Origin of the sequence: Kitasatospora cineracea, assembly GCF_003751605.1 — a bacterium.
Lineage (GTDB): Bacteria > Actinomycetota > Actinomycetes > Streptomycetales > Streptomycetaceae > Kitasatospora > Kitasatospora cineracea.
In genome coordinates, this window is record NZ_RJVJ01000002.1 from 840,890 (window position 1) to 863,308 (window position 22,419).

Sequence of the window (22,419 nt, forward strand, 5' to 3'; positions counted from 1 at the left end):
GTGCCCGCACTGCCCCTTCACGCGCTCGTCGACCACGCCCGGCGCCACTCGCCGTTCTACGCCGAGCTGTACCGCGACGTGCCCGCCGTCGTCACCTCGCTCACCCAGCTGCCCGTCATCGACCACGTCGCGTTCTGGTCCGCCAACCGGTGGCCCGACAACCGGCTGCTGACCGGGCCGCTCACCGACGCCGCCGTCTACAAGTCCGGCGGCACCACCGGCGCGCCCAAGTTCTCGCCGTGGACCCGCTCCGAGCACGTCGACTCGGTCAGCGCGTTCGGCGCCGGACTGGTCGACGCCGGGCTCAGGCCCGGGCAGAAGGTCGCCAACCTGTTCCGGGCCGGCGAGTTCTACAGCGGCTTCCTGTTCATCGAGGGCGCCCTGCACCACGCGCCGATCGACAACGTCCGGCTGCCGGTGGCCACCGCGCCCGACGAGTACGTCGCCGACCTGGTCCACTCCTTCGGCGTGGACGTGCTGGCGGGCGAGCCGATGAAGCTGTCCGCCGTCGCCGAGACCCTGCTCAAGCAGGAACGTCCGGCCCCGCAGGTCGAGTTGATCCTGTTCGGCGGCGACATCCTGTTCAACGACCTGCGCCCGCTGCTGCGCTCCGCCTTCCCCAACGCCGCGCTCTCCTCGATCGGCTACGCCTCGGTGGACGCCGGGCTGGTCGCCGGGCCGGTGCCCGCCGGGGACGACCTGCGGGTCCACCGGGCCTTCCCGAACCGCACCGTGGTCGAGCTCGTCGACGACACCACCGGCGAGCCGATCACCGAACCCGGCGTGCCCGGCCGGGTCGTGGTCACCAACCTGTTCCGCACCCTGGTCCCGATCCTGCGCTACCCGGCGGGCGACCGCGCCGAATGGACCGACGCGTCCTGCACCACCTTCCGCCTGCTCGGCCGCTCGACCGAGGGCGCCCGGGTCGGCATCGTCACCATGCCCACCGAGGACGTCCGCGACGTCCTGCTCGCCCACGACCCCGACCACCGCATCACCGGCCTGCAGTTCGTCCAACGCCGCTGGGACGGCCGCGACGGCCTGCTCATCCGCCTCGGCCACACCACCCCCGCCCCGCCCCCCGCCGCCCTCACCGAGACCCTCCGGCAGGCCGTCCTCGACGCCCGGCCCGCGTACGTCTCCGAGACCGCGATCGGCGCGATCCACCCCCTGCAACTGGAGTGGGTCCCGCGCTCCGAACTCGCCACCAACCCCCGCACCGGCAAACTCCGCCAGGTCATCGACGAACGCCCCGCGCACTGATCCCGGGCCCGACCTCCGGCCACCCGGGTTGGCATGATGGTCCGATGAGCGACCTTCAGCGCACCGAGCCCTCCCGGGTGGCCGACGACCGCGCCTCCCTGACCGAGTTCCTCCAGTACCAGCGCGAGACGCTGGCGATGAAGTGCGCCGGGCTGACCGCCGAACAGCTCCGGCAGCGGGCCGTACCGCCCTCCGGCCTCTCCCTGCTCGGCCTGGTCCGGCACCTCGCCGAGGTCGAACGCAGCTGGTTCCGCAACGTCGTCAACGGCGACGGGGCGCCCGCGCACTGGCCCGGCGACGCCGCGTTCGACGTGGACGCCGCCGACCCCGACGAGGCCTTCCGCACCTGGCACGAGGAGTGCGCCCGCTCCCGCGCCACCGTCAACGACGCCGCCTCCCTCGACACCCCCGTCCACTGGCGCGAGGAGGTCTTCACCCTCCGCTACGTCGTCACCCACATGATCGAGGAGTACGCCCGCCACAACGGCCACGCCGACCTGCTGCGCGAACGCGTCGACGGCACCACCGGGGAGTGACTCCCGCTACCCCGCGAACGAATCCGCCGGCGCCCGTCCGTCCCGGGCCGTCAGCTGCGCGCCGACCGACCAGGCGTGGCGGGTGACGGCCAGCAGGAAGCGGCCCCGGGAGACGTGGACGGCGTGCAGGGCGGGGCCGTGGTCGACGGCGACGAACAGGGCGCCCGCCAGGGCCAGCAGCAGCCAGGCCAGGTGGGCGAACGGGCGGGCCACCGGGCCGAGTTCGGCGAAGGACTGGTGCAGCCGGCGGACGTGGAACGGGATGTGGCGCCGCTCGTCGTACAGGATCCGGTCGGTGACCTCGCGGGCCAGCGGGTCGGCCAGGCCGTCCCGGAGGCTGCGGTAGTACTCGACGGCGACCAGCTCGGCGACCATCAGCACCATCAACTCGGTGCGCAGGCCCAGCAGTCGGCGCACCCGGACGAAGATCCCGTCGCTCCAGTGCCCGTCCAGCAGCGGGACGCCGGCCGCGCCCAGCAGTTCGGCCAGCAGCCGCGCGTGGTTGCGCTCCTCGTCGACGAACAGCCGCACCGCCGCCGAGTACTCCGGATCCCCCGCCCGGTCGGCCTTGGCCCGCAGGTTGGCCCCGTCCCCGTCCTCCCCCACCTGGAACTTCTGCAGGCTCCGCGCCACCACCGCGGGCAGTTCGACCCCGTGCTCCCACTCCGGGTCCGCGATCCACTCCCGCCGCGCCCGCTCCGCCTCGAACTCCGCCACCCACCCACCGAACCCGCTTCCGGGCATGGCTCCGCCCCCGCTCTCGTGCATGGTGCTGCGCCCGCCGCACCGACGGCGTGCGGGCGTACCGGGATGAACGCCACGGCTCGGTGGCGCACGGCCAGTACGCTACCGCAACTCTGAACGCGTTCAAATAGCCGCGCCGAGCGCTCCTGGTCCCGCGGCTCAGTACACGTCGCGGACGTAGCGCTTCTCGGCGGCGAGGGACTTGACGTAGCCGGCGGCGTCGGCCGGGGAGAGGTTGCCGTGGGTGGTGGCGATGGTGTGGAGGGTGCGGTCGACGTCCTTGGCCATCCGGGAGGCGTCGCCGCAGACGTAGAGGTGGGCGCCGTCCTGGAGCCAGGACCAGAGGTGGTGGCCGTTCTCGCGCATCCGGTCCTGGACGTAGACCTTGGCGCGCTGGTCGCGGGAGAAGGCGGTGTTGAGGCGGGTGAGGGTGCCGTCGGCGAGGTGGGTGCTGAGTTCGTCGCGGTAGTAGAAGTCGGTGGCCTGGTGCTGCTCGCCGAAGAAGAGCCAGTTGGCGGCCCGGTGGCCGCGGGCGCGGCGGTCCTCGAGGAAGCCGAGGAAGGGGGCGACGCCGGTGCCGGGGCCGACCATGATCATGGGGATGTCGGGGTCGGCGGGCGGGCGGAAGTGCGGGGAGCGCTGGAGGTGGACGGGGACGGTGGCGCCGAGGTCGGCGTCGGCCAGGTGGGTGGAGCAGACGCCGCCGCGGGGCAGGCCCTTGAGGTTGTCCCAGCGGACCACCGAGACGGTGAGGGAGAGCAGGTGGGGGTCGGTGAGCGGGCTGGAGCAGATCGAGTACTGGCGGGGCTGGAGCCGGCCGAACACCTCGGCCCACTCCTGGGCGTCGGCCCGGACACCGAACTCGGCGGCCACGTCGACGGCCTGCCGCCCCCACGTCCAGCCGGCCAGCACGTCGGTGCTGTCGGCGCGCAGCAGGGCGCGCAACTCGCGGTCGTCGCGGGTGCGTTCGGCGGTGAAGCGGAGCAGTTTGGGGGTGATCCGGGTAATGTCGAGGTGGCGAGTGAGGGCCTCGCGCAGCGGGAGTTCGCCGGGGCCGGGCAGGGTGACGGCGCTGTCGCCGGGCCTGCCGATGACGGCGAGCCACTCGTCGACCAGGGCGGGCGGGTTGACGGGGTGGACGGCCAGCGAGTCGCCGACGGCGTAGTCGAGGGGGAGGTCGAGGTCGCGGGTGTCGAAGGTGAAGCGGCGCACCTCCTTGCCGGAACCGGCCCCGGAGAGCAGCCGGTTGCCGACCAGCCGGGCCGGGACGGTGCTGCGGCGCGCGGTGGCGGCGGCCGGGGGCGGCGGCGGGAGCGGGACGGGGCGGGTGAGGGCGGCCAGGACGCCGTCCAGCCAGGTGCCGGCGGGGCCCTCGTAGTCGGGGTCGCAGTCGGTGCGGGGGGCCAGGCGCTGGGCGCCGAGTTCGGCGAGCCGGGCGTCCAGACGGCGGCCGTGGCCGCAGAAGTCCTGGTAGTTGGGGTCGCCGAGGGCGAGGACGGCGTAGCGGCGGCCGTCCAGGCGGACGGGTTCGCCGGTGGTGAGGGCGTCCCAGAAGGCGGCGCCGTTGTCGGGGGCCTCGCCGTCGCCGTAGGTGGAGGTGATCAGCAGCAGGTCGGCGTCGGCGGGGAGGGCGGCCGGGTCGGTGTCGGCCATGGCGTGCAGGGCGGCGGGGTGGCCGGCGGCGGTGAGGCGGGCGGCGGCGGCCGCGGCGAACTCCTCGGCGTTGCCGGTCTGCGAGGCCCACAGGACCAGCAGTTGCCGGGTCTCGGCGGAGGCGGAGGCGCCGGCGGCGCCGGCGGCGCGCGAGTACAGGCCGGCCAGCGCGCCGTTGACCCACTGGGCGTGCACGGGGTCGAACGGGGCGTCGGCCGGGAGCACCGGCACGCCGGGCCGGCCGATCGGGATGGCGGCCAGGAACCCGGCCAGGTAGCGGCGTTCGTCCTCGTCGAGGACGGGCGGGGGCGCGGTGTCCAGCCCGAAGACGGCCGCGGTGACGGGGGCGGTGTCGAAGGCGGGGAGGGGCGCGGGGTCGGCGGGCGCGGCGGTGGTCACCGCGGTCAACGAGACGGCGCAGTACTTGAGTTCGGGCTGGAAGGAGAGGGGGTCGACGGCGTCGGAGGTGACGGCGTTGATCGACAGGTCCTCGCCGAACAGGTCGTTCCAGTGGAACGGGGCGAAGCAACTCCCGCGCTGCACCCGGTCGGTGAGCACGGCGGGCAGCACGGCCCGGCCGCGCCGGGAGGCGATCTCGACGCCGTCGCCCGCGCCGATGCCGAGCGCGGCGGCGTCCTCGGGGTGGATCTCGACGAACGGCGACGGGTTGAGCTTGGTGAGTTTGGCGACCTTGGCGGTCTTGGTGAGGGTGTGCCACTGGTGCGGGAGGCGGCCGGTGTTCAGCACGAACGGGTGCTCGTCGTCCGGGAGTTCGGCCGGGTCGAGGTGCGGGCGGGGGTGGAAGACGGCCCGGCCGGACGGGGTGGGGAAGTGCGGGGTGCCGTCGGGCTGCAGGTAGCGGATCGGGTTGCGGTCGGGCCCGTCGGGGTCGGCGGCGGGCCACTGGACGGGGGTGTCGCGCAGCCGCGGGTAGGAGGCGCCGCGCAGGTCCCAGCCGGTGGCGGGGTTGTACGCCTGCTTGAGCTCCTCGAAGACCTGCTCGGCGTCGGTGAAGTCGAAGCCCTCGGCGTAGCCCATGGCGCGGGCGACCTCGGCGATGATCCGCCAGTCCGGGAGGGCCTCGCCGGGCGGGTCGGCGGCGGGGCGGGCCAGGGTGAGGTTGCGTTCGCTGTTGATCAGCACGCCCTCGGTCTCGGTCCACAGCGCGGCCGGCAGGACGACGTCGGCGTAGGCGTTGGTCTCGGTGTCGGCGAACACGTCCTGGGTGATGACGAGTTCGGCCTTCTCCAGGCCGGCTATGACGGTGCTCCGGTTGCCGACCGAGGCGACCGGGTTGGTGCAGATGATCCAGCAGGCCCTGATCTCGCCGTCGGCGAGCTTCTCGAACATCTCGACGGTGCCCCTGCCGACGCCGTCGGCGCGCAGCGTGCCGGATGGCAGCTGCCACAGCCGCTCGGTGAACTCCCGGTCGGCGGCGGACTGGACGGTGCGCTGGCCGGGCAGGCCGGGCCCCATGTAGCCCATCTCGCGGCCGCCCATCGCGTTGGGCTGGCCGGTCAGCGAGAACGGGCCGCTGCCGGGGCGGCAGATGGTGCCGGTGGCCAGGTGCAGGTTGACCAGGGCGTTGGTGTTCCAGGTGCCGTGCGTGGACTGGTTCAGCCCCATCGTCCACAGGCTGGTGAACTCCCCCGCCCCGCCGATGAGTTCGGCGGCCTTCCGGAGGTCCGCCTCGGCCAGGCCGGTGATCTCGGCGACCTTGTCCGGCGGGTAGTCGGCGAGGAAGTCGGGCATCGCCGCCCAGCCCTCGGTGTGCCGCTCGACGAACGCCTCGTCGAGGTGACCGTCCGCGTGCAGCAGGTGCAGCAGGCCGTTCAGCAGCGCCAGGTCGGTGCCGGGCTTCAGCTGCAGGAACAGGTCGGCCTTGGCGGCGGTGGCGGTGCGCCGCGGGTCGACGACGATCAGCTTGGCGCCCGCCTTGACCCGGTCCATCATCCGCAGGAACAGGATCGGGTGGCAGTCGGCGGCGTTCGAGCCGATCACCAGGAACACGTCCGCCAGGTCGAGGTCCCGGTAGGAGCCGGGCGGGCCGTCCGCGCCCAGCGACAGCTTGTAGCCGGTGCCGGCGCTGGCCATGCACAGCCGGGAGTTCGACTCGATCTGGTTGGTCCGCAGGTAGCCCTTGGCGAGCTTGTTGGCCAGGTACTGGGCCTCCAGGCTCATCTGCCCCGACACGTACAGCGCGACCGCGTCCGGCCCGTGCTCGTCCACGATCGCCCGCAGCCGCCGCCCGGTGTCGGCGATCGCCCCGGCGACCGGGGCCGGCACCGGCTCCCCGCCGCGGACCGGGCGCACCAGCGCGGTGGACAGCCGGCCGGGCGCGGCCAGCATGTCCGCGGTGGTCGCGCCCTTGGTGCAGAGCCGGCCGCGGTTGGCCGGGTGCTCCGGGTCCCCGGAGACCTTCTGCACGGTGCGGCGGCCGTCCGGGCCGGTGCCGACGTCCAGGAGCAGGCCGCAGCCCACCCCGCAGTAGGAGCAGACCGACCTGACCTGTTCGGTCCCCGGTCGCTGCGGCTTCGCTGCATCCTGCGCCACCTGTCCGGCCACGGGAACCCTTCCGTTCGACCTGCACCTGCCTGCGGCGACTGTAGGAAGAGCGCATTTCGCGGCTGTCTCCGCGGCGCACGGCCGACGGTTACACCGCCCGCACAGCGGATCGCACCCGCCGGTGAGGCATCGGACACGCTACGGGCCCCGGGCCGGGGCCCGGTCGAGCGGCGGCGGTGGGACGGCCGCGGGACGGCTCAGCCGCTGTGCGGCACCCCGGCGACCAGCACGCTCTGCCCCCGGAACTCGGCCACCACCGCGCCCGCGGCCGTGCGCACCGTCACGTCGTACACGCCCTGCCGGCCCGCCAGCGTCCGCTCCACCGCCTCCGCCACCAGCTCGTCGCCGAGCTGCGCCGGGGCCAGGAAGGTGACCTGCGCGCCCTGGGCCAGCGCCACCGGCCCGTAGCTGTTGCAGGCGTACGAGAACGCCACGTCGGCGAGCAGGAACACGTACCCGCCGTGCCCGATCCCGTGCGCGTTGGCCATCTCCTCGGTGACCTTCATCCGCGCCACCGCGCGGCCCCCGGCCACCTCCCCGAGCACGATCCCCGCGCCGCCGGCGGCCCGGTCGCGTTCGAACATTGCGTCGATCCTGGAACGTCCCACTACGGCCCCCCGGTGAGCTGCGCGTTCAGCGGCAGCAGCATTAGACCGATCACGCTGACGGCCTGTCAATGACGCCACGGCCCGGCGCCGGCCGGGAAAGCCCCCTGACCGGCGCCGACGGCCGCACCGACTGCTACGGCACCCGCTCCATCCGGGGCGGCAGGGCCACCCTGGTCCGACCGGGCAGGCCGTCCGGGACGGGTTCCCGGACGAACCGCACCCCCGGGGCCCCGAGGGTCTGCGCCAGCCCGGCGACGGGGGGACGGCCGTCCGCCCCCGCGTGGGTGCCGACGTGTGCGGTGCCGACCACCACCACGTACTTGGCGGGGGGCGCGCCCTCGCCCTGCTGACCGGCGGGCACCGCCCCCTGGTGGGTGGCGATCACCTCGTGGGCGTAGGCGTTCATCCGCCGCGCCCGGAAGTACTTGCCCTCGTCCCCCGCGACGTCGGCGATCCCCTCCCGGTTGCGCCGGGCCGGGTAGCCGTCGATCACCCGGACGTCGACGCCCTGCCGGTGGGCTTCGACGATCGTGTCGAGGACGGAGTCCTCGGGCAGCTTCATGCCCTTCGACTGCCGGCGGGCGACGGCGGCCAGTTCCTCCCCGGGGGCCGTGCCGGGCGGCGTCGTGGCGAAGTACTGGTCCAGCATCGGCTGGAACGCCTCGTCGGCGAAGTGCTCCAGGTACAGGGTGCGGACCCCGGACTCCCGGAGCTGCTGCATGTTCCCCCGCAGGAAGTCCCAGGTCCCCTGGTCCCCGTGGTTCTCGCCGAGGACGAACCCCTGGTGCTGCCCCAGCAGCGCCTGCGACTGCCCGCGGGCGCCGCCGGCGTCCGCCAGCAGGTCGTCCACCTCGGCGTGCCCGGGCTGCTCCGGCAGCCCCTGCGCCTCCAGCCGGTCCGCGTCGGCGTCCAGGTCGGCGTCCCGCAGCTTCTGCGCCTCCCAGTACCCCTGGGTCTCCGGACGGCTCGCCCCGTAGCGCCGCATGAAGTCGACGCTCTCGGCCGACTGGTTGTCCACGGCGAAGCCGTCGCCCCGGCTCCGCAGGCTGTGCACGATGAAGTCGCGGACCGCGGTGGGGACGGACTCGTACTGGCTGTTGAGCATCCCCGGTTCGATGCGGCAGACCACCTCCCCGGTGGCCTGGTCGAACGAGAGGTGGGGGGCTCCGGCCGGGCCGAGTTCGACGCGCGTGCCGTTCGTCCGCCCGCCCCGGTGCTCCATCCAGAACTTCAGGCTGTCCGCGTCCTGCTGCCACTGCTTGGCCAGCCTGCGCCGCTCCTGCTTCTCCGCCTCGTACGCCTTCTGCTCCGGCGTTCCGGGAATGCGCGCCTTCAGGCTCTTGTCGGGCTTCGGCGGTTCGTCGACCTTCGGGAACCTGCCCTGGACGGGGTGGCCCGGCGGGTTCCGGTGGCTGACGCCGATGCCGTCGGACGGGTCGGTGCCGTGGGCGTTCAGGGTGCCGAAGCGGTCCATGAAGGCCGGGTCGTGCGGGCCGGAGAGGGTCTGCCCGTGCGGGTCGGCGACCGAGGCCCAGAGCGTCCAGTCCTCGCCGAAGCCGGTGGGGAGCGCCCCGTCGGCGGTGGTGACCTTGCGGTCGGTCAGGTCGGCCCAGCGCAGCGTGCCGTCCCGGTCGTGGACCAGCGCGACCGCGTGGCCGTCGCCGTCCTTGCCGGCGCCGATCACGGTGGCGAAGCTGCCCGGGCCGCCCTCCTTCACCTGTTCCATCAGCTTCCGGACGGCTTCCGGCCCCTCGCCGAACCGGGCCGGGGCGTCGTGCCGCTTCCACAGGGCGTCGCCGCCCGCGTGCTCGACCTCGCCGTGCAGGCTCTGGCCGGAGACCCGGGGGCGCCCGTAGTGGGTGTCCCGGTACGCCTCGACGTTCTCCAGGCAGGCGTTCAGGTCCTCGGTGCGCCGCCCGCCCGGGCTCTCGTGGACCGGGCTCTCGTGGACCGGGGCCTCGTGGACCGGGGCCTCGTGCGGATTCACCTTGTGCAGCAGCGTGTTGCTCATCGGCGGGTGCAGCTTCGACTCGCCGCCCAGGTAGCCCACCAGCTCCTGCGAGAGCGGGTGCTCCGGCCCGAACGCCCGGAACCCGCGGCCCTCCAGCACCGCCGGGTCGTTCTCGTACTCCTCGGTGCGGCGGGACTTCGCCGGGGGCGCGGAGTCGGCGGCCGGGGAACCGGGCTCCTCGTCCGGCTCCGGGGTGCGGTCGTGCTTCCTCGATGACGACGGCGGCGGGGGCGGGGAGGGCGGGAGGTTCCCGGGGTTCCCGGGGTTGCCGGGGTTCCCGGGGTTGCCGCCCTGGCCGTCGTTCTGCGGGTGCCCCTGCGGGGGCTCCTGCGGGTGCTCCGGCGAGGTCCGGGGCGGGGCGCCGCGGTCGGTGGCGGCCGGGAGGCCCAGGCCGTTCAGGCGCTGGTCGAACTCGCCCACCGCGCCGAGGAATTCGTTGCGTCCCTCGATCATGGTGGCGGCGCTCCGGGCGCGGTCCGCGGGGGGCCTGGCCGGGTCGAGCAGGTCGGCGCCCTCCTTGAACTTCGAGATGCCCCGGTCGGCCCGGTCGGCGAGCTCGGACAGGTCCTTCCGCAGCGCCGGGTCGCCCGCCGCGTCGGCGATGTCCCGGCGCGCCTGGACGTTCTCGTGCAGGGACCCGGCGAGTTCGTCGGCGGTCCGCCGCACCATCGGGATCTCCTGCCGGACCTGCACGGTGCCCATCGGGTTCGGGTGCGCGGTGCCCTGCCCGGTGGCCAGGTCGGTCTCGTCCAGCCCGAAGCTGCGCACGCCCGACATCGACAGCGTGGCGTGCCGGGCGACCTCGTCGGAGGCCCGGTCCCAGGCGTTCTGGAACCTGGCGCCGTGCTCGCCGACCGCGATCGAGCCGTCCGGCAGCAGCGCCGTGCCCTCGTGGTTGCCGGACGCCCGCCACAGCTCGTGGAACTTCTGCTGGGCCGCCTTCGGGTCGTACGGCAGGCCCTGCCCCTCCTGCTGCCGCAGCCAGGCGGTGAAGTCCTTCTGGTAGGGCGGGTCGGACGGGATCTTCCCGTCCGGGTACCCCTGCTTGATCTCGTCCAGCGCCCGGAAGTGCTCGGGCGTCGAGCTCATCAGGTAGCCGGGCGCGGCGGCGGCCTGCCCCTCCCCGGTCCTCGCCGGGTCGTTGCCGTAGGCCGGGCCGAGCTTCGGGTCGGACGCCGACTTCTCGGGCCCCGACCAGAGGTTGTACTGCAGGGCGCCGGCCGGGCCGTCCTCGCCCAGGCCCAGCTTGGCCAGGTTCTCCTGGATCTGCGCGTACACCTGCTCGGTGTGCACCTGCAGCGCGGTCATCCGGTCGCCCAACTCCTGGTTGGTACGCGGGTCCTGGCTGCCCGAGAACGTCCCGACCTCGGTCGGCACCGGGTGCACCGGCGGAGGCGGCGGGGGCGGGGAGGCCGGGCGCGACCCGGGCGGCGGCGGGGGCGGCGAGGAGGGGAGGTCGCCCGGCGCCTGCTGCACGGGCTGGACGTCCCGCTGCACGGGCTGCTCGTGCACGGGCTGCTCGTGCACCGGCTGCTCGTTCGCGGGCTGCTCGTGCACCGGCTGCTCGTTCGCGGGCTGGACAGCGTCCTGGTGCACCGGCTGGACGGCGTCCCCGTTCACCGGGGCGTCGTGCACCGGGCTCAGCCGGAGACCGCCGGGCTTGGTCTCGCTCGTCGCCAGGTTCCCGTCCGGGCCGGTCAGCTTCACTCCGGGGACGCCCAGCATGTCGGCCGTGCCGCGGATCGGGGCGCCGCCGGTGACCGCGTGGTCGTGGACGTGCGCCATGCCGGTGACGAGGACGTACTTGCCCGGGTTGCCGTTCGTGTCGATGATGTGCCGCGCGTACGAGTTGAACCTCCGGGCCCGGGCCTCCTGCTCCTGCGTGGACTTCTGGGTGTCCGCCGTCGCGGGGTACCCGTCCACGGCGCGGACGTCGACGCCCTGGCCCTTCGCGCTCTCCAGCAGACCGCGGAGCGTACCGCTGGAGCCGGCGTTGTAGTGGTTGTCGTAGCTGGCGACGAGCCGCCTGAGCTTGTCCGGCATCGCGGTGCCGGCCGGGCTCTTCAGGTACTCGTCCAGCAAGGGCTGGGCGGCCTCGTCCTTCAGTGCTTCCAGGTAGATGGTGTCGACACCCGCGTTCTTCAGGTGCTCCATGTTCCCGGTGAGGAACCCCCAGGTGGCCGAGTGGTTGTGCGACTCGCCCAGGACGATGCCTTCGTGGTCCGCGAGCAGCCGCTGCGCGCCGTCCAGCGCGGAGGGCGAGCCCGCCAGCCGCCCGGCGACCTCGTCCTCGGGCACCGGGTGCCATTCGGCCTGCGCGTCCTGGTGGGCCAGCCGTTCCAGGATGTTGCGGCGGACGTCCTGCTGCGCGTGGTGGTCCTTGGTGCGGTAGTCGAGCCGGCTGCCCTCCTCCAGGATCCTGTTGTTCGCCACGTCACCGGGCGGCAGGTGCTCTTTGACCAGGGGGTTCACGTGGTTGGCCACGCTGCCGTAGACGGCCATGAAGGTTGCCGGGTCCTGCTGCACCTTCAGCGCGTGGTCCTTCTCGCTGTACCGGACCTCCGGCTTGTTGTTCGACCCGATCTCCGTCGAGCTGTTGCCGTGCTTGGGGTCCTTCTCCGGGAGGATCGAGTTGAACAGCTCCAGCCTGTCCGGGGTCGGCCGGAACTTGTTCGCCATCCGGTTCACGCCGAGTTCGAACGCGTTCTTGGTCGGTGGGATGACCATCGCCACCCCGCTCGGGTGGGCGTGCATGTACGCCAGCTCGTCGGGGGTGGGCGGCTTGTCCAGCGGTTCGATCTTCGGGCGCGGCCGCGACGGCTCGGGCGGCGGCGCGGGCAGTTCGTCGTCGGTGGCGCGGGGCGGCGGGGCCTCGTCCAACCGGGCGTGCGGCTGCGGTTGTTCGTGCGGTTGCGGTTCGGGGGTGTCGTGGTTGCCCTCGACGAGGTCCGTGAACTCGCGCAGGCCCGCGTACATGTCGTTCTCGGCGGCGGTGGCGTGCACCGGGTTGGCGCCGCCCTGCCGGTCCGGGGCCGGGCCGTACAGCTTCTCCAGCAGCGGCAGCATCTCGGGCTCGTTGTGCCGCACCCAGTCCACGCCGTTGTTGCGCGGCTCTCCGGTGTACGGGTCGGTGCCGTGGTTGGTGCCGAGGTAGGCGTTGGTGAGCTGGGCGAAGTACTCCTGCTCGTCGCGGGACGAGTAGTTCTTCTCGCCGTTCGCGCCCCGGCCCGGACCGTCCGGCCAGACCGCGTCCGGGTCGCCGTCCTTCTTGCGGAAGGTCTCGGTGATCAGCTTCTGCCCGGTCTCGTCGAGGCCGTGCCGGTGCAGGGTGTGGCTGAACTCGTGGGTGGTGGTGGAGTACCCGTCCTCGTAGTGCCCGCCGTGCCCGATCGAGGTGTCCTCGCCGAGCAGGTTCTCCTCGGTGACCGCCGCGTGCCGCCCGCCCGAACCGCGCATGTCGTCGTACGCCCGGCCGGCCGCCGCGTCGGAGTCGTTCCGCACCGCGCGCAGCTCGTGCAGGCTCGGGACGTCGGTCATCCGGACGTCCTTCGGCACGATCACCACGTCCGCGCCGCTCTTCAGCAGCCGCGCCGCGGTGTCCGGGTCCTGGAGCATCCGGGCGACCTGCTGCTGCGCCTCCTGCCGCGCGGACGCGGCCCGTTCGGCCCGCGGGTCCACGTGCACCAGCAGCTCGGACGCCGTCCGGGCGAACTCGTGCGGCGGCAGGCCGTTGCGCAGCGCGTCCACGGTCCGCGGGTCGCGCGCCAGCCAACGCCGGTTCTCCGGGCTGAGGTTGGCGAGCTCCTGGGCCCGCTCGTGCGCCGACATGCCCGGCAGCTCCTGCCGCAGCCGGTCGGCGTCCACGGGGCGGACGGTCTCCGGCTTCGGAGTGCTGTCGGTGTGCTCGGTGTGTTCGGTGGGCGCGTGCTCGGTGTGTTCGGTGGGCGCGTGCTCGGTGTGTTCGGTGGGCGCGTGCTCGGTGGGCTCGGTCGACGGGCGGTCGGGGGCGGGGGTCTCCGGACGGGCGGGGCGTTCCGCGCCCGGGCGGATCGTTCCGCCGGACGGGCGCTCGGTGGCGCCGGACGGCCGGACCGGGCCGGACGTGGCCGGGCGCGGCGGCTGGTGTCCGCCGGTGCTGCCGCTGCCGGTGTGGGCGCCGCCGCCCGTCGGGGCGGTTCCGAGGCCGCCCGTCATCGGCATCTGCACCGGCGCCTGCTGCGTACCGGCTCCCGCCGGGGGCGCCGTGTCACCGGCACCGCCCGGGTGCGCAGCCGCCGACGCCGCGTCCGGCGGCGTCGGCCGGACCGCCGTCGCACCGGCACCCGCCAGCCGGGAGCCGCCGTCGATGTGGGTGGCGCCCGCGAGGTTGGGCACCGGGCCCGTAGCGCCGCCCGGCACGGCGCCGGACGGATGCGCGGTACCGGACTGGGGCGCGTCGTGCCCGGCCCCCGACTCCCGTAGCGGGACGCTCTCCTGACGGACGTCCGCCTGGGACGGCCGGGACGACTGCTCCTGCGGGCCGCCGTGCTCGGCGTTCGCCTCGTGGACGGGCTGGGCATCCGGGCGGACGCTCGCCACGGGCGTCGCCGCGGGCTGGGACGACGGTTCGTGCGAGCCGGACGTGCCGGTGTGACTGCCCGCGGTCTCGTGCGGCAGGGGCGCGTCGGCGGTGCGGACGGAGCCGGTGGGCGCGTCGTGGCCGCCCGTGCTGCCGGTCGTCTCGGGGTGGACGGGCGGGGCCTCGTGACGGCCCGTCGCTTCGGCGTACGACGGCGGAGCTTCGTGTCGGCCGGGCGCCTCCGTATACGACGGCGGGGCCTCGTGTCGGCCGGGCGCCTCCGCGTACGACGGCGGGGCTTCGTGGCGGCCGGAACCGGTGGGCGCGTCGTGGCGGCCGGACCCGCTCGTCGCCTCCGCGTAGGACGGCGGGGCCTCGTGGCGGCCGGAACCGGAGGTGGCCTCCGCGTAGGACGGCGGGGGCGCGTCGCTGGTGCGGCCGGAGCCGAACGGGGTGAGGCCGTTGGGCCTGCTCTCGCTGCCGGTGCCGGTGCCGCTGCCGGTGCTGCTGCTGTTGCCCTCCGGGCCGTGGTAGCTGCTCTCGCCGGTGGGGGCGGAGTCGGGCTTGGTGAAGGACGGCGGAGGTCCGTCCTGGCGGCCGCCGGTGCCGGGGGCGGTGGGGCCGGGGATGTCGAGGTGCGGGCCCTCGCCGGGCTTGGGGGCGTTGGCGTGGGCCTTGGCGGCGGCGCCGGCCGCGTGCAGGCCGACGCCCGCGCCGCCGGAGAGGCCGGAGCCGAGCAGGGAGGAGCCGTCGACCTCGCCGGTGGTGATGAGCTGGGTGAGGGCGTCCGCGCCGACGCCGACGGCCGCGCCGGTGGCCATCTTGCCGACGGTGGAGCCGAGGGCGGCCTCCGCGCCGAGCTTCTTGCCGATGCCGCCGATGCCTGCGCCGAGCAGGTGTCCGGTGGCGCCGCCGATCGCGCCGCCGAGGGCGTTCTGGCCGACTTCCTTCATGTCGATGCTCTTGCGGTGGCCCTCGGCGAGTTCGATGCCCTGGGCGAGCAGGTTGATGGCGGCCATCTGGATGGCCTGCTTGGCCGCCATGGTGATCATCTCGGTGGCGAGCTTCTTCAGGATCCCGAGCACGATCTGCCGCTGGGTCTGGATCATCACCGGCACCTGGAGCATCGAGGCCCCGGCGGTGACCACCGACTCGGCCTCGGCGGTGGCGATCTCGAAGGCCAGGATGCCGAGTTGCACGACGATCTGGATCTTCGCGGTCTCGGCCGAGTTGGCCATCTGCTCCAGCATGTCGCCCATGCCGTTGAGCGCGTTGACCGCGCCGCCGAGCCGGCCGGGGTCGTTCTCGGTGCCCTTGCCGACCGAGAACTTCACCCAGTACGCGCCCAACGACTGGGCGGCGTTTCCCTGTTGGCCGTCCAGGGCGCGTTTGATCGCACTGTCGGCCCCCCGCGAGGTGTCCTTCAGCCCCTCGGCGGTCTTGCGGCAGTGCTCGGCCATGTCGCGGAGCTGGTCCTCGTCGGCCTCGGGCCAGCGGCAGCCCGCGAGCAGCAGGAGCACCCACTGGAGCGGTTCCGGGAGTTCGGTGGCCATCGTGGGTCAGTGCCTTCCGCTCTGGGTGAGGTGCGGCGTCATCGGGACGTGCACGGGGGGACGGGGCGCGGACGGCGCCGGGGGGAGCGGGGCGGTGCCCTGGTCCTGGCCGCCGAGGTCGGCGGTGATCGCCGAGTCCGCGTCCTGGTAGCTCTGGCCCATCGCCTTCAGGCCGTCCGCGATGTTCTTCAGGTCGCCGGAGAGCTCCTTGAGGACGGCCAGGGTGTCGTGGCTGTAGCTCAGGTAGCCCTTCTCCCCCTCCGCGAACTTCTTGCCGGAGTCGTCGTTGCCCCAGGGGTTCTGGGACTCCAGCGACGGCAGGTAGCCGCTCAGCGCGCTGCTCAGCGCGGCCACCTGCTCGGACGCCGCGAGCAGCGGTGAGACCGCCGCCAGGTACTGCGCGGGGTCGACCCGGAAGCCCGCCCCGGTGTTGCCCGCGCCCCCGGTGGTTCTGGCGGCGGCGCCCGCGGGCTGACGGGGCGTCATCGTCGTGCCCGCCGGAACGGTGCCCGTCTCCTTCGCCACCCCGGGCACCGTCCCGGCCCGGTCCGTCGGCACCCCTTCCGACGCCGCCCGGCCCACCTGCTCGGCCGGAACCGTCCCGTCAGCAGCCCTGAGCGGCACCCCTTCCGTGGCGGGCACCCCGGCCCGGTAGGCGGGGATCGTCCCGTCCGTCGCCGTGAGCGGCACCCCCTCCGATGCCGGAACCCCAGCCTGGTAGGCGGGGATCGTCCCGTCCGTCGCCCTGAGCGGCGCCCCCTCCGATGCCGGAACCCCGGCCCGGTACGCCGGGAAGGTCCGCTCGCCGAACTCCGCCGGTATCCCCTCCGTCGCGGGCACCCGCTCCTGGTACGCCGGGAACGTCCGCTCGCCGAACTCCGCCGGCACCCCCTCCGCGGACGACCTCGCGGTGTAGGCGGGGAACGTGCCGTCGGGCAGGACGGTGCCGATCCGGGCCGGTTCCACCCCGTCGGGCAGGACCGTGCCGATCCGGGCCGGTTCCACTCCGTCGGGCAGGACGGTGCCGATCCGGGCCGGTTCCACTCCGTCGGGCAGGACGGGTTGGGCGGGGACGGTGCCTTCGGGGTAGTGCCGGGCGGTGTGGGCCGGGGTGGTGAACCAGGCGGGCTCGTCGGTGGTCATGGGGGGTCCTCTGCTGGTTCAGTCGGTCGGGGCGGCGAGGCGGGTGAGGGCGGCGCGCAGGAAGGGGCTGGGGACCTGGTAGCCGCCTTCCTCCCGGATGGGTGCGGGCTTGGCCTCGGCGGCGGCGGTCGGGGTGGCCGGGGTGGTGGACGTGGTGGAGGTGGTGGCCGCGTCGGGTACGGCGGGTGCGTCGGGGTGGCCGCGGCGGGCGGCGGCGGTCCTGGCGCGGTCGAGGTAGGCGTCGTCGCGGTCGGCGGCCTGGGTGGTGGCGTCCTGGGACCTGGTGCCTTCGCCGCCGACGGCCGTCGCGGTGTCGCCGGGGGCGGCGGGGCCGTCGTCCGCGGTGCCGTCGGTGTCGTCGGTGCCGCGCAGGACGCCGGCCAGCAGGGCGAGGGCGTCGCTCTCGCTGGCGGGGGTGACGGGGGTCTCGGCGGGGGCGGCCTCGGTCTCGGGGGCGGTGAGGGCGCCGTCGGCGCGGGCGTCGTCGAGCCAGCGGCGGCGGGCCTGCTGCCACTTGCGGTCGCGCGGGTCGGTCTCGGCGGCCTGGCCGAGGATGCCGCGGTCGGTCTTCGGGAGGTCCTCGTCCTCGGTCTCGGCGCCGAACCGGCTGGGGCTGAGGAAGCGGTTGCCCTTCTTGCCGTCCTTGCCGGCTCCGCCGCGTCCGCCGCCACCCATGCCGCCGGGGCCGTGGGCTCCGGCGGCGGTGCCGCCGGGTCCGGCCCCACGTCCGGACCCGGCGGCGGAGAGGAGTCCGGCTCCGGCCCGGCCGACGGCGGAGGCGGCTCCGCCGAGGCCGTTGGCGGCGGCGCCCGCGGTCCCACCCGCCAGTGCGCTGCCGCTGCCGCTGCCGCCGAGGCCGAACGCCCCGCCCCCCGCCCCGCCGCCCGCGCCGCCGAACGGGGACAGCGCGCCGGAGCCGGAGCCCCCGCCGAGCGCGCTGCCCGTGTCCAGCCCGGACAGGCCGGCCAGGCTCAGCCCCCCACTGGGACTGAGCGGGAGGGGGGAGTAGACCGGCAGCTTGCCGCTGCCGGAAGTGAAGTCGGGGACGGTCGGCATCGCCGGGGTGAGCGGCTTGAACGGCTGGATCGCGGGCGTCTTGCCCTTGCCCAGGCCCGCGCCGCCGCTGTGCGAACCGAGGCCGCCGGGCCCGCCCGCCCCGGAGCTGCCCGCCCCGGAGCCGGGTCCGCCGCCGTCCGGACCGCTGCCGCCGGATCCGCTGCCCGCGCCGCCGTCCGCGCCGGGGGGCGGGGTGATCCCGTCCAGGCCGGTGCCGGGGCCGCCCGCACCGGCACCGCCCGCACCGGCGCCGCCGCCGTTGCTGCCGTTGAGGGCGCAGGTCTTGGCCATGCCGGTCATGTCGGTGATGTGGTCGGCGCTCTGCCGGAGCATGCCGTCGACGTTGCTGCCGACCTGGCCGATGTACTGGTGGTAGACGGCGGCGGCCTGCTTGACGCCCTCGGACTGGGCGATGTCGCTCTTCTTGCCGGCCGGGTGGGACGCCATGTACTCCTTGGCGTACTGGAGTTCGCGGATCATCTCGTTCTTGGTGCCGGTCACGGCCTGCGCCGCGCCGTGCAGGCTCTGGGCGATCGCCTGCCCGGCCTGCAGGGTGGTGGCGACGTGCGAGCCGGCCCCGGAGGCGAACTTCTGCAGGTACTGGGAGAAGCTGTCGGCGGCGGGGCCGGACATGCTGGACATCGCCCGCTGGGCGGCCTGGACGATGCCCTGCACGTGGCCGTCGGCGGCCTCGTTCCACCGGTCCCAGGCGGCGGCGAGCTCCGCGATCAGGTCCTCGTTCCCGTCGGGGAAGAAGATGTCCTTGCCGTTCTCGTTGTTCTGGACGGTCTTGAGCACGTCGGCGAGTTCGGCGGGCAGCAGGATCATGGCGGGCGGCTCTCTCGGGCGCGGACGGGGAGCGGGGCGGAGGGACGGGGCGGGGCGGACGCGGGGACGCGGCGGGGTGACCGGGCGTCAGATGTAGTTGCGCTGGCCGCCTCCGCCGCCCGTGTGGGTCTCGGGGGGCGGGGCGGGCTTGTTGTAGTCGAGGTCGGGCGCGGTCGGGTCGTGGTACCCGATGCCGGGCGCGGGCGCCGGGGCCGGGGCGGGCGCGGAGACCGGCTGGCCGGCCGGGACGGACGGCACCTCGGCGGAGACCGGGACCCCTTCGGACGCGGGCACGGCGGGGATGAGCGGCGCCGACAGCGGCACGGCGGGCTGCGTCTTGGCGACGGCGTCCACCGCGGTGGCGCCGGTGCCGCCGGTCTCCGTGCCGAGCCGGCGCAGGTCGGCGGCGTGCTCCTCGTCGACGCTCTGGTGGCGGGCCGCCATGGTCTGGAGGTTGGCGCCGACCGCGGCGGCGTTCCGCAGGAACTCCCGGATGCCCTCCAGGACCTGGGTCTGGTGGGTGCCGAGGCCGCCGATGCCGGAGGTCTCGCCGATCAGGGACTTGCCGAGCAGGTCGCTGCCGTAGACCTTGTCCTGGACCTGCTTGACCTTGGCCTCGAGCTGGTTCATCGGGCCGTTCAGTTCGTCGAGCAGTCCGGCGATGGTCTTGGCCGCCGCCTGTACCTCGTCGAGGTCGATCTGCACCGTCTCGCCCGCCACCGCGCCCCTCCAGGGTGTCCGTGTCCGATGGGACCGCGGACCGCCGGTGCGGTCCGTACGGTCCGTTCGGCGGCGGAGTGCCGGGGGCCGGTCCGGTCGGGCGGGGTCGGGTGGGCCGGAGCCGTGCACGCGCCTGGAGCCGGCCGGGCGGGTCCGCGCTGCCGTGCGGCCATCCTCCCGAGGGGCGTTTGCCTTTCGGCTGCGCCTGGTTAACGTCCCATTGTCAGCGCGGCGCGTGACGCGGATCACGCCCGGCGCGGGGGCGGGTGACGGGGCGTCAGACGGGCGACAGCAGGTCGGCCCGGAGGCGGTGCGCGGCGGCGGCGTGGCCGTGTCCGGCGGCGTCCTCGGCGCGGGCCAGGGCGCGCAGGACCTCGGCGGTGGCCTCGTCGTGGCCGACCTGTTCGGCCTCGGCGAGGGCGGCGCCGAGCCGGGCCCGGGCCTCGGGGTGGCGGCCGAGCGCGGAGAGCGCCTCGCCCGCGGTGGTGTGCAGCAGGACGCGGCGCGGGTCGGAGTGGGTGCCGGTGCTCAGCGCGAGGCCGTGCAGGGCGTGGTCGAGGGCGGGCCGGGGGCGTCCGGTGCCCAGGTGGTGGCGGGCCAGGTTGAGCAGGGCGAGGGCGGTGGTGTGCGGGTGGTCGGCGGCCAGGGCGATCTCCAGGGCCTGAGCGAGTCCGGCTCCGGCGGCGGCGTGGTCGGCGAGTTCGGAGTGGACGGCGGCCAGGTTGATCAGGGCGATCGCCCGGCCGACCTGGTTGTCGGCCCGGGCGGCGAGTTCGGCGGCGGGGGCCAGGCAGGCGGCGGCCTCGTGCAGGCGGCGGTTGGAGACCAGGACCCAGCCGAGCAGCGCCCGGACCTGGCTCTCGCCGTCCAGGTCGCCGGCCTCCACGGCGGCCTCCAGGGCGAGTTGGAGCTGCGGAACCCAGCCGTCGCGGACCCGGCGCAGGATCAGCGGCCACTGGGTGAGCACCAGCCGCCAGGTGCGTTCGGGGGTGGCGGTGGCGATCACCTCGGCGAGCGTCTCGCGGTGCGCGCCGAGCCAGTGCAGGGCGTCCCCGATGGCGGTGAACTCCGGTACGGTGCGCTGGCGGTGGCTGCCGGCGGGCGGTTCGCAGCACGGCTTGCTGCCGGGTTCGGCGCACTGCGCGGCGGCCAGGCCCGCGTACAGGTACTGGTCGGCGAGCCGGGCCCGGGCGGTGCGCTGCTCGGCGCGGGAGGTCTCGGCGGCGAGCTGGCGGGCGTACAGCCAGACCAGGTCGTGCAGGGTGTACTGCTCGGCGTCGGTCTCGGTGACCAGGTGGGTGGCCGCGAGCCGCTCCAACGCCTGGGCGGCGTCCGGGTGTTCGAGGTCGGCGAGGGCGGCGGCGGTGTAGGCGTCGACCATCGGGCCGGGGTGCAGGCCGAGGGCGCGGAACAGCCGGGCGGCGGTGGGCGGGAGCTGTTCGCAGGAGATCCGCAGGGCGCTGGTGACGCTGATCTCCTCGGCCGCCAGGTGGTTCAACCGGCGCTGCTCGTGCCGCAGTTGCTCGGTGACGGCGGCCAGGCCGCGGCGCGGGTCGGCGGCGGCCTTGGCGGCGGCGATCCGCAGCGCGAGCGGCAACCCGTCGCACAGGTCGGCGAGTTCGCGGGCGGCCTCGGGTTCGGCGGCGATCCGGGCCGGGCCGAGCACCCGGGCCAGCAGCGCCGAGGACTCCTCCGGGCCCAGCACGGACAGCGGGACGGGACGGGCGAGTTCGGAGGCGACCAGGCCGAGCATCCGGTGCCGGCTGGTGACCAGCGCGGCCGAGTCGGCGCCGGCCGGGAGCAGCGGGCGGACCTGCTCGGACTCGCGGGCGTTGTCGACCAGGACGAGCAGCCGGCGGCCGGTGGTGGCCCGCCGGTAGAGGGCGGCGCGGCCGGCCAGGGTGGGCGGCAGGTCCTCGTGGGCGGTGCCGAGGGCGGCCAGGAACTCGGCCAGCACGTCGCCGAGTTCGCGGTCGGGGCGGTCGCTGAAACCGCCGAGGTCGGCGAACAGCACGCCGTCGGGGAAGCGGTGGCCGTGCCGGTGCGCCCAGTCCAGCGCGAGCGCGGTCTTGCCGACCCCGGCCGGGCCGGTGACCAGCGCGATCGCACCGTCCGGCCCGGTGCTCAACGCGTCGCCGAGGGCGGCGAGTTCGGTGCCCCGGCCGTAGAAGCCGCGCGGCGGCCGGGGCAGCAGGTCGACGGCGGGCAGCTCGGCGGCGTCCCGGTCCGGGGCCTTGGCCGGGGGCGTGGCCGACGAGAGCACGGGTGCGGGCGCCGGGACGACGGGCGCGGCCGGCCGCAGCCGGCCCCGCTGGACGGGGATGCCGGGCACCCCGACCGGCGCCGCGGCGGGTCCGGCGGTGTCGGCGGGCCCGGCGGCGTGGTCCGCCCCGGCGGCCGCGGCCGCGGCGCCCTCGCCGCGCAGGATCCGCTCGTACGCGGCGTTCAGGGCCCGGCCGGGGTCGACGCCGAGGCGGTCGGCCAGCGACTCCCGGGTGCGGTGGTACCAGGTGATGGCGTCGGACTGCCGACCGGCCCGGAACAGGGCGAGCATCAGCGCGGAGACCAGCGACTCGCGCAGCGGGTGGGCGACCGTCTCGGCGCGCAGCAGTTCGGCGGCGCGGGCGGGTTCGCCGAGTCGCTGGAGGTGGTCGGCGAGGGTCTCGACGGCGGCGAGCCGGTTCTCCTCCAGGGTCTGCCGCCAGGCTTCCAGCGGGGCGCTGGGGACGGTGCCGGTGAGGGCGGGTCCGCGCCACAGGCCGAGGGCGTGCTCGAGGGCGCCGACCACCTCGGTGGAGCGCTGCTCGGTGCGGGCGGCGGCCACCAGCGCGTCGAACTGCTCGACGTCGAGCAGCCCTTCGGGCAGGCACAGGGTGTAGGCGTCGCCCGCGGTGGTCAGCCCGACGCCGTGCCGGCCGGCCCCGGCCTCGGCGAGCAGGGCGCGCAGCCGGGAGATGTGGCTCTGCACGACGGTGCGGGCGTTGGCGGGCGGTTCGTCGACCCAGAGCGCCTCGGTGAGCTGGGCGACGGACACCGCGCGGTTGCGGCGCAGCAGCAGGAGGGCGAGCAGACTGCGCCGCTTCTCCGGCCCGAGCCGGAGCTCGCCGTCGGCTCCGTCCGCGGCAACTGCCCCGAGCAGCCGGAATTTCACCGTGTACCCCCCACTGTGGTGCATTGTTCG

At 75.0% G+C, this 22,419-nt stretch carries 10 protein-coding genes; 2 read left to right on the forward strand and 8 right to left on the reverse strand.

All coding sequences use genetic code 11. The annotated features are described in order from the left end of the window. Positions 1-1,263: a phenylacetate--CoA ligase family protein gene (locus EDD39_RS30250; protein ID WP_123562146.1), complete on the forward strand. Its 1,263-nt coding sequence runs from the start codon at positions 1-3 to the stop codon at positions 1,261-1,263. Positions 1,264-1,307: 44 nt separating this feature from the next. Then, a complete protein-coding gene (locus tag EDD39_RS30255) occupies positions 1,308-1,799 on the forward strand; it encodes a DinB family protein (protein ID WP_123562148.1) in 492 nt (163 codons plus the stop codon). 6 nt (positions 1,800-1,805) lie between these two features. Here the strand turns inward: EDD39_RS30255 and EDD39_RS30260 are convergent, their stop codons facing one another. From EDD39_RS30260 to EDD39_RS30295, 8 genes are all read right to left on the reverse strand, one after another. Beyond that, positions 1,806-2,516 carry a ferritin family protein gene (locus tag EDD39_RS30260; RefSeq protein WP_123562150.1) on the reverse strand — a complete coding sequence of 237 codons (711 nt, stop codon included), beginning with the start codon at positions 2,514-2,516 and terminating at the stop codon, positions 1,806-1,808. A gap of 186 nt (positions 2,517-2,702) precedes the next feature. Further along, positions 2,703-6,761, reverse strand: coding sequence for a bifunctional nitrate reductase/sulfite reductase flavoprotein subunit alpha (locus EDD39_RS30265; protein ID WP_244257364.1), 4,059 nt, complete (start codon positions 6,759-6,761; stop codon positions 2,703-2,705). A 197-nt stretch (positions 6,762-6,958) separates the two neighbouring features. Beyond that, on the reverse strand, positions 6,959-7,345 hold the full coding sequence (gene paaI, locus EDD39_RS30270) for a hydroxyphenylacetyl-CoA thioesterase PaaI (protein WP_123562152.1): 387 nt from the start codon (positions 7,343-7,345) through the stop codon (positions 6,959-6,961). 157 nt (positions 7,346-7,502) lie between these two features. Continuing rightward, complete coding sequence (locus EDD39_RS30275; RefSeq protein ID WP_123562154.1) at positions 7,503-15,491, reverse strand: WXG100-like domain-containing protein; 7,989 nt, start codon at positions 15,489-15,491, stop codon at positions 7,503-7,505. Between the two features lie 6 nt (positions 15,492-15,497). Then, positions 15,498-16,634: a hypothetical protein gene (locus tag EDD39_RS30280; RefSeq protein WP_123562156.1), complete on the reverse strand. Its 1,137-nt coding sequence runs from the start codon at positions 16,632-16,634 to the stop codon at positions 15,498-15,500. Positions 16,635-16,652: 18 nt separating this feature from the next. Continuing rightward, entirely contained in the window at positions 16,653-18,518 is a 1,866-nt protein-coding gene (locus tag EDD39_RS42305; protein ID WP_162870252.1) for a WXG100-like domain-containing protein, read from the reverse strand. An 87-nt stretch (positions 18,519-18,605) separates the two neighbouring features. Next, on the reverse strand, positions 18,606-19,238 hold the full coding sequence (locus EDD39_RS30290; RefSeq protein ID WP_123562160.1) for a hypothetical protein: 633 nt from the start codon (positions 19,236-19,238) through the stop codon (positions 18,606-18,608). Between the two features lie 277 nt (positions 19,239-19,515). Beyond that, a complete protein-coding gene (locus tag EDD39_RS30295) occupies positions 19,516-22,389 on the reverse strand; it encodes an AfsR/SARP family transcriptional regulator (protein ID WP_123562162.1) in 2,874 nt (957 codons plus the stop codon). Between the last annotated feature and the right edge of the window lie 30 nt (positions 22,390-22,419).

What these genes read in the sequence shown, in the direction of transcription:
- EDD39_RS30255 (WP_123562148.1), top strand. Translation starts at nt 1,308, where the DNA reads ATGAGCGACCTTCAGCGCACCGAGCCCTCCCGGGTGGCCGACGACCGC.
- paaI (WP_123562152.1), bottom strand. Translation starts at nt 7,345, where the DNA reads ATGTTCGAACGCGACCGGGCCGCCGGCGGCGCGGGGATCGTGCTCGGG.
- EDD39_RS30275 (WP_123562154.1), bottom strand. Translation starts at nt 15,491, where the DNA reads ATGGCCACCGAACTCCCGGAACCGCTCCAGTGGGTGCTCCTGCTGCTC.
- EDD39_RS30280 (WP_123562156.1), bottom strand. Translation starts at nt 16,634, where the DNA reads ATGACCACCGACGAGCCCGCCTGGTTCACCACCCCGGCCCACACCGCC.
- EDD39_RS42305 (WP_162870252.1), bottom strand. Translation starts at nt 18,518, where the DNA reads ATGATCCTGCTGCCCGCCGAACTCGCCGACGTGCTCAAGACCGTCCAG.